Consider the following 6,142-nt stretch of genomic DNA (forward strand, 5'->3'; position numbering starts at 1 on the left):
GGACCATGCCAATCCACAATTGGAGCTTGTGTTTATCTCAGTTGGCGATTTATTTTAAGGGGCGTTTAGATAACGTGCTCGATCTTTAATTTTTAAGCTGACACAGAATTTTGAACGCCCTCGTATTAAGCACTGTGATTGAACAACAAGCCTGAACTGGTGTTTCCTGATGACGAAAATAAACTTCCCATTAATGTTGATACATTCTTTTTAACGCTTAACTGTATAGCAACCAATTCTTCATCTAACTCTTGCTGTAATTCGCCAATTTGTGTTTGTTGATCTGCTTTTGTTAGGCTGTCATCAGCTTCAAGTGCGTGTATTTTTTCTTGTAATGTTTTTATGTGTGTGATCATTTGCTGCTGAGTGCTTTGTTCAGTTTCATCAGTACTTGTATCATCTTGCGTGGTGTTTTCATCTGTATCTTTTACTATAACGGTCGTTGAAGCAGCGCTACCTTCAGTTTGGCCCGTAGTCTGTTGTGTGCCAGTTTGGCTTTGCTTTAACAAGTTTGGATCAGCAATTAATGATGAAGGTATATTGGTTAGATTCATTGAGCGTCCCGTGCGACTATAAATTGACATATTTTTTAATGTCAAAAACAATGCATTAAACGTTCCATATTTAGGAAAGTTACTAGGGGCTTTATTTAAAAAATACAGTGCCCTGCATAGCAAACACCATGCAGGGATAACCTAAGTTACTGAGCTGGAACTTCTGCTTGTTGTGGCAAGGCCAGTGACAGCAGGGCGGCCAAGGCAATAAAAGCGCTTGAGATCCATAAACAGGCTTCAAGTCCATACTGTTGATACACCCAGCCCGATAACACTGTGCCAATTAATCGCCCCATGGCGTTGGCCATATAGTAAAAGCCTACATCTAAGGATACGCCATCGCTGTCGGCAAGGCTGACAATTAAATAACTATGTAACGATGAGTTAATAGCAAATACAGCGCCAAAGATAAGTAAGCCTGCAATAATCGATATCTGAATATAAAAATCAAAATGTAGAGCTAGGGCAATAAGTGCAGGTAATATCGTTAAATAACTAGCCCACAAAAACGCGCTGTGGCCACTTGGGACTTGCCCTGACTTTTTACCAGTAAAAGAGGGGGCAAAAGATTGCACTATGCCATAGCCAATCACCCAGCTTGCCATAAAGCCGCCAACCCACCAATGGTCCCAACCAAAGGTTGCGGCTAAAAATACAGGCAAGGCAACCACAAACCAGACATCGCGCGCGCCGAATAAAAACATTCGTGCAGCGGAAAGCACATTAATAGCTTTGCTTTTGGAGAATAGCTCACTAAATTTGGCTTTATTTTTAGCTTTACCTAAGTCTTCTTTTAAAGCAAAGATACTAAATAGCCAGACCGCGGTGAGCATGCAAATCATACTAAGAATTGCGCCGTGGAACTCCAGTATGGTAAGCAACAAGCCACCTAAAAAGAAGCCAACCCCTTTGAGTCCATTTTTAGAGCCCGTTAAAATAGCGACCCATTTATATAGCTGACCTTGCGCATCTTTTGGAACGAGGAGTTTTATCGCACTCTTGGCACTCATTTTATTCAGATCTTTGGCTACTCCAGATAATGCCTGAGCTGCCATAACATAAATAACAGTGAGTGCATCAACAGGCACCATGAGCATGACTAAAGAAACTATTTGTAAGCCCAAGCCAATGTTCATGGTTTTATTAAGGCCGAATCGAGCACCAAGCCATCCGCCCACTAAATTAGTGATCACACCAAAAATTTCATAAAACAAAAACAACATTGCAATGCTAAGCGGGCTATAACCAAGCTGGTGGAAATACAGTACTACAAGCATACGTAGTGCACCATCAGTAAGAGTAAACGCCCAATAATTACCGGTAATTATTAAGTATTGTTTTATTTGTGGCGAAAGTGCTTTTAATCGATCCACGGTTAACTATTCCTTATCGGCTAGGCCAACTTTACGCACAAGTTCAGCAGTACGGTTTGCATAGCCCCACTCATTGTCGTACCACACGTAGAGTTTCACTTGTGTATCGTTGATCACCATGGTTGAAAGTGCATCAATAACACTGGAACGCGGGTCTGTTTTATAATCGATAGAGACAAGCGGGCGTTCTTCATAGCCCATGATATTTTTAAGCTCACCCGCGGCTGCATCTTTTAGTAAGGTATTTACTTCATCAATCGTTGTGCCACGCTCAAGTTCAAACACACAATCTGTGATTGATGCATTAGTAAGTGGTACGCGAATCGCGTGACCGTTTAACTTGCCTTTTAACTCAGGGAAAATATGCGTGATAGCTGTTGCTGACCCTGTAGTGGTAGGAATTAAACTTGTGCCACATGAACGCGCACGGCGTAAGTCTTTATGTGGTGCATCAATAATTGTTTGTGTATTGGTTATGTCGTGAATTGTGGTGATTGAACCATGTTTGATACCAATCTTTTCATGAATAACTTTAACCACAGGGGCTAAGCAATTGGTTGTGCATGATGCCGCCGTGACGATTGGGTAAGTATCTTTATTATAAAGGTGGTCATTTACTCCCATTACCACATTTAAAATACCGTCTTCTTTTACCGGTGCTGTCACAACAACGCGCTTTACACCTTGATCAAGGTAAGCTTGCAGTAGCGCTTTGGTTTTTATTTTGCCAGAAGCTTCAATTACTACATCACACTGTGACCAATCAGTCTCTTGTGTTTTAGTGTTTTGCGTAAAAGTAATGGTTTTACCATTTATGATAATAGTATCGTCAGTATGGCTTGCTTCGTGATGCCACTTGCCGTGTACAGAATCAAATGTCATTAAATGGGCGAACGTTTCAGCGTTACCAGCAGGGTCGTTAATATGGACGATTTCTACATCATCCCAATCGAAAGCTGCCCGCATTGATAAACGGCCCATACGGCCAAAACCATTAATACCTACTTTAATTGTCATTGTTCATTCCTTAATACTGATTATAACTGCGAATTAAAATAATTAAGTTGAAGCGTATTTCTAAGAGCTTTAGGTCTTATTTGTTGTACCTGCTGAATGATGTTGTCACGAGAGTAACCATGAGTAAGTAAAATAAGCGCAATCACTAAGCCTGTCCTACCTGTACCGCCTTTACAATGCACCGCAATAGTTGCTTGGTTATTTATAGCGGCTATAACCGTATCTTTATGTAGCAACCATTGTGCTTCAAATTCTTGGTCGGGTGCTTCATCATCTAATATTGGCAGCTGCAGCCAAGAGATATTATGCTCAGCGCAAATAGTGGGGAGTGACTCAATGTTATTTTTAGCAATCTCATGGTCATACATTAGTGTAAGCAGCATGCTGGTGCCGGCTTGTTTAAGTGTAAGTACAGATTCTTCAAGTGACGCCTCTTTGCTGCCAGGGCAAGACGTAAAAATAAGCTTTGCGCCATTATCTAACGTTAATGTGTCAAACGGGTGAAGTTGCATTATGAAATCCTTTCTTATAATTATTTAAACCAGTGTTGAGTGCGATTAATAATGGCGACTAGCGATAACATCACCGGCACTTCAACCAATACACCCACGACAGTGGCAAGTGCTGCGCCTGAGTGTAAACCAAACAATGAAATAGCGACCGCTACAGCGAGTTCAAAAAAGTTTGAAGTACCAATTAAGCAAGAGGGCGCGGCAATTTTTTGTGGTAGCTTCATCCAAATAGCGGCAGCATAAGCAATGATAAAAATACCGTAGGTTTGAATGATGAGGGGAATAGCGATGAGTACAATAGTTTGTGGTTCTGAAATAATTGTATTAGCTTGAAAACCAAATAGTAAAACTACAGTTGCTATCAACCCAACCATAGACCAAGGCTTTAGCTTAGCCAAAAATAGATCAAGCGCTTGCTCATCTTTACCTTTATTTAAAGCCTTACGTGTAAGCACGCCAGCAGTTAATGGCAATAATACATATAACACTACTGATAAAAGTAATGTCTCCCATGGCACTTGAATATCACTAACACCTAATAACAAGGCAGAGATAGGTGCAAATGCAAAAATCATGATGACATCATTAACAGAAACTTGAATTAACGTGTAGTTAGCATCACCCTTTGTGAGTTGTGACCATACAAACACCATGGCCGTGCAAGGTGCAACACCAAGTAAAATCATACCTGCTATATATTCTTGCGCAGTTTGTGCATCAACCAAATCGGCAAATACAAAGTTAAAGAATAGCCAACCAAGCGCAGCCATAGTGAAAGGTTTAATAAGCCAGTTAATGATCAGTGTAAGCACTAAGCCTTTTGGGTTTTTACCAACATCTTTAATAGATGAAAAATCAATTTGCGCCATCATGGGAAAGATCATCACCCAAATGAAAACAGCGACAGCAATATTCACATGAGCTATTTCAAAGTCAGCAATCATTTGAAATACATCAGGTTGCCACAGGCCAAGTAAAACACCAGTAATGATGGCTAAGCCCACCCATAGGGATAAGTAGCGCTCAAAAATTCCGATTATGATCTCCTCATTAGCGACAAAAGTCGGTTTTGCTGGGGCGGTTATGCATATTAGCGAGGTTATTTAGATTATTTGCAATTAGTGTGAGATTGTTTTCAGTTGTTTCACTGATCACTTTTTTTATCCATATAGGTAGGTCGGGATTGATTTTATAGAATACCCATTGGCCATGCTTTCTATCTGTGATAATTCCCGCTCGTTTTAATACAGCTAAGTTACGCGACACTTTTGGTTGGCTATCTTCTTGTAGCGCTTCCATCAATTCACATACACATAGTTCACCGTGATAATTAGTAAGCATCAGTGTTTTTAGGCGTATATCATCAGTTAAGCACTTGTAAAAGGAAATAGGATCAATAGTAAGGTTATCAAGTTCAGAGATTTGTTTATCAATACGTAGGCTTGATGCAGCCTTACCATTTGGTTGATCTTTGCCTTCTAAAAGTAGAAACATCGACAAGCGATTATTTAATTCACTTAATGTGGTAGCAAAAGGGTTATTACAGCATCGCTCTTTAGGATCTGGAAAATCCCAAGCGAGTTGTGCTTTTGCGCCTGAGAAGTTCCGGCATTCTTGGTTTGCCTTGTCACAAAGGGTAATTACAAAATCAAATTCTTGACCTGAAAATTCATCAACATTCTTTGATTTAAGATTATCAATAGTCAAACCAAACTTTTTAAGAGCGTTTAAGGTGCGAGGATCAATTAGTTCTGGTGACGTACCAGCACTGTAAGTATCAAATAGATCGCCCGCTTTGTGACGAAGTAACGCCTCAGCCATTTGTGAGCGTGCAGAGTTACCTGTACAAAGAAATAAAACAGAACGTTTACTAGAAATTTGGTTACTCATAAATAATGACTCATATAAAACATGTAATAAAGTGTATATTCGTTATTGCATATATTCAAGTGTGAATATGCTTTTAAATGAATGTTTTTAGTTTCAAAAGAGTGATAATTGACCAATCATGAAGTTAACTTGATTTTAGAGGCTTCTTTATAGCAAGTTTAGCTGTGTTTTTACGCTGTTCGTTTGAAAAACATACCAAATGCCAATTAATTGCAAATAACTTTAAAAAACGCTTGCGTAAAAATCTGTTCTCCCTATAATGCGACCCCACTGAGACGGCAGAGCAGGCAACGCTTAGCGAGTCAAGCAAGTCACTTAGTAAGTCGAGTAAAACTTGAGTTTAGATTTTTTAAAAGTTTAAAATTAAGTATTGACAAAAAAATAGGAAAGCGTAATATGCGCAGCCCTAGCGAGATAAAGTAAAGCGCTTTAATCGCAACGTTCTTTAACAATATAAAGCAATCATCTGTGTGGGCACTCGTACAGATTGAGTTCTAACAGCCGAGCTTAGTTCGCTAAGTAAGGCAAAAAAATTAGAGTCTCAATTGAAACTGAGTGACCAACAGAATAATTACTTAGGTAGTTATTCAGTACAGTCAATTCAATATCGAAAGATATTAAATAAATTCAGAATTCATTGAGCGTGTCGGCTCTCTTTATGGGAGAAGACAGAAAAAACTTTTAATTGAAGAGTTTGATCATGGCTCAGATTGAACGCTGGCGGCAGGCCTAACACATGCAAGTCGAGCGGTAACAGAAAGTAGCTTGCTACTTTGCTGACGAGCGGCGGACGGGT

At 39.7% G+C, this 6,142-nt stretch carries 6 protein-coding genes and 1 rRNA gene; 1 reads left to right on the forward strand and 6 read right to left on the reverse strand.

Annotated features, from left to right (window positions below):
* Positions 1-125 precede the first annotated feature (125 nt).
* From AAEU30_RS21370 to AAEU30_RS21395, 6 genes are all read right to left on the reverse strand, one after another.
* Positions 126-554, reverse strand: coding sequence for a hypothetical protein (locus AAEU30_RS21370; protein ID WP_421962280.1), 429 nt, complete (start codon positions 552-554; stop codon positions 126-128).
* Between the two features lie 146 nt (positions 555-700).
* Complete coding sequence (gene arsJ / locus AAEU30_RS21375) at positions 701-1,927, reverse strand: organoarsenical effux MFS transporter ArsJ (protein ID WP_421962281.1); 1,227 nt, start codon at positions 1,925-1,927, stop codon at positions 701-703.
* Positions 1,928-1,933: 6 nt separating this feature from the next.
* Positions 1,934-2,944, reverse strand: a complete 1,011-nt coding sequence (locus tag AAEU30_RS21380; protein ID WP_421962282.1) for an ArsJ-associated glyceraldehyde-3-phosphate dehydrogenase — start codon at positions 2,942-2,944, stop codon at positions 1,934-1,936.
* 20 nt (positions 2,945-2,964) lie between these two features.
* Positions 2,965-3,456, reverse strand: a complete 492-nt coding sequence (locus AAEU30_RS21385) for a phosphatase domain-containing protein (RefSeq protein WP_421962283.1) — start codon at positions 3,454-3,456, stop codon at positions 2,965-2,967.
* Between the two features lie 20 nt (positions 3,457-3,476).
* Positions 3,477-4,493, reverse strand: coding sequence for an ACR3 family arsenite efflux transporter (gene arsB, locus AAEU30_RS21390; protein ID WP_421962285.1), 1,017 nt, complete (start codon positions 4,491-4,493; stop codon positions 3,477-3,479).
* A gap of 13 nt (positions 4,494-4,506) precedes the next feature.
* Positions 4,507-5,346: a metalloregulator ArsR/SmtB family transcription factor gene (locus AAEU30_RS21395; RefSeq protein ID WP_421962284.1), complete on the reverse strand. Its 840-nt coding sequence runs from the start codon at positions 5,344-5,346 to the stop codon at positions 4,507-4,509.
* A gap of 682 nt (positions 5,347-6,028) precedes the next feature.
* On the opposite strand from AAEU30_RS21395, the gene AAEU30_RS21400 reads away from it, so the two are divergent.
* A 16S ribosomal RNA gene (locus tag AAEU30_RS21400) occupies positions 6,029-6,142 on the forward strand; the annotation flags it as partial.

It is taken from the genome of Pseudoalteromonas mucoides, assembly GCF_049257175.1.
Lineage (GTDB): Bacteria > Pseudomonadota > Gammaproteobacteria > Enterobacterales > Alteromonadaceae > Pseudoalteromonas.